The organism is Methylophaga sp. UBA4204, assembly GCF_002379485.1.
In the GTDB taxonomy this organism is placed as follows: Bacteria; Pseudomonadota; Gammaproteobacteria; order Nitrosococcales; family Methylophagaceae; genus Methylophaga.
In genome coordinates, this window is the sequence record NZ_DFTU01000004.1 from 1 (window position 1) to 675 (window position 675).

Annotated in this window: 1 protein-coding gene; it reads right to left on the minus strand. The window is 46.2% G+C overall.

Going from position 1 to position 675, the window contains the following annotated elements:
- Positions 1-64: 64 nt before the first annotated feature.
- On the minus strand, positions 65-675 hold a 611-nt coding region (locus B3182_RS00350; RefSeq protein WP_292751104.1), incomplete at its 5' end, for a TolC family protein.

The following is a 675-nucleotide window of genomic DNA, read 5'->3' on the forward strand; positions in this document are numbered from 1 at the left end:
ATGAAAGATCAACAAGCCCTAGACTGAAGCGGATATCCTGATTTAGTCGGATATCCGCTTTTGATTATTCTGTATCAGCTTCCTGATTGGCTACTGTAATCGCTTCTTCACGTTGTTCGATAGCCATGGTTTCCAGCAGTTTACCCATTGATTGCATCAGCCAGTAACAGGCGTATATCCGGTCATAATAGACTTCGGTATATTCAATTCCGGCGCTAAGCAATTCATTCTCAGTATCTAATAAATCAACTAAGGTACGTTGCCCCACGCGAAACTGGGACGCATACGCTTCACGGGTTTTTTCGGCAGCTTCAACCCGTTGCTGTAATCCCGGTAAACGATTGTTAGCATTTACCAATGCATTCCATGCCAGGCGAACATCCAGCCCAATTTCCCGTTTTGCCCTATTAATCAGCTCTTTTTGCTGTTCACTCAAATGTTCAATTTGTTCTACCCGGGCCATATCTGCGCCGCCATTCAACAGGTTATATTGCAGGCGGAACATCGCATAGAGACCTTTATCTTTGCCTGGCTCACCATCAAGATTGTTATTTGCTGACGCACCCAAATCCAAATCGATACGAGGATGAAACGCAGATTTAGCCGCATTTTCCTGGGCCAGAGAGGCTTCATGATCCGCCAGTGCGCTGCGCAGAGTTGGATGCTGGTTGTAGG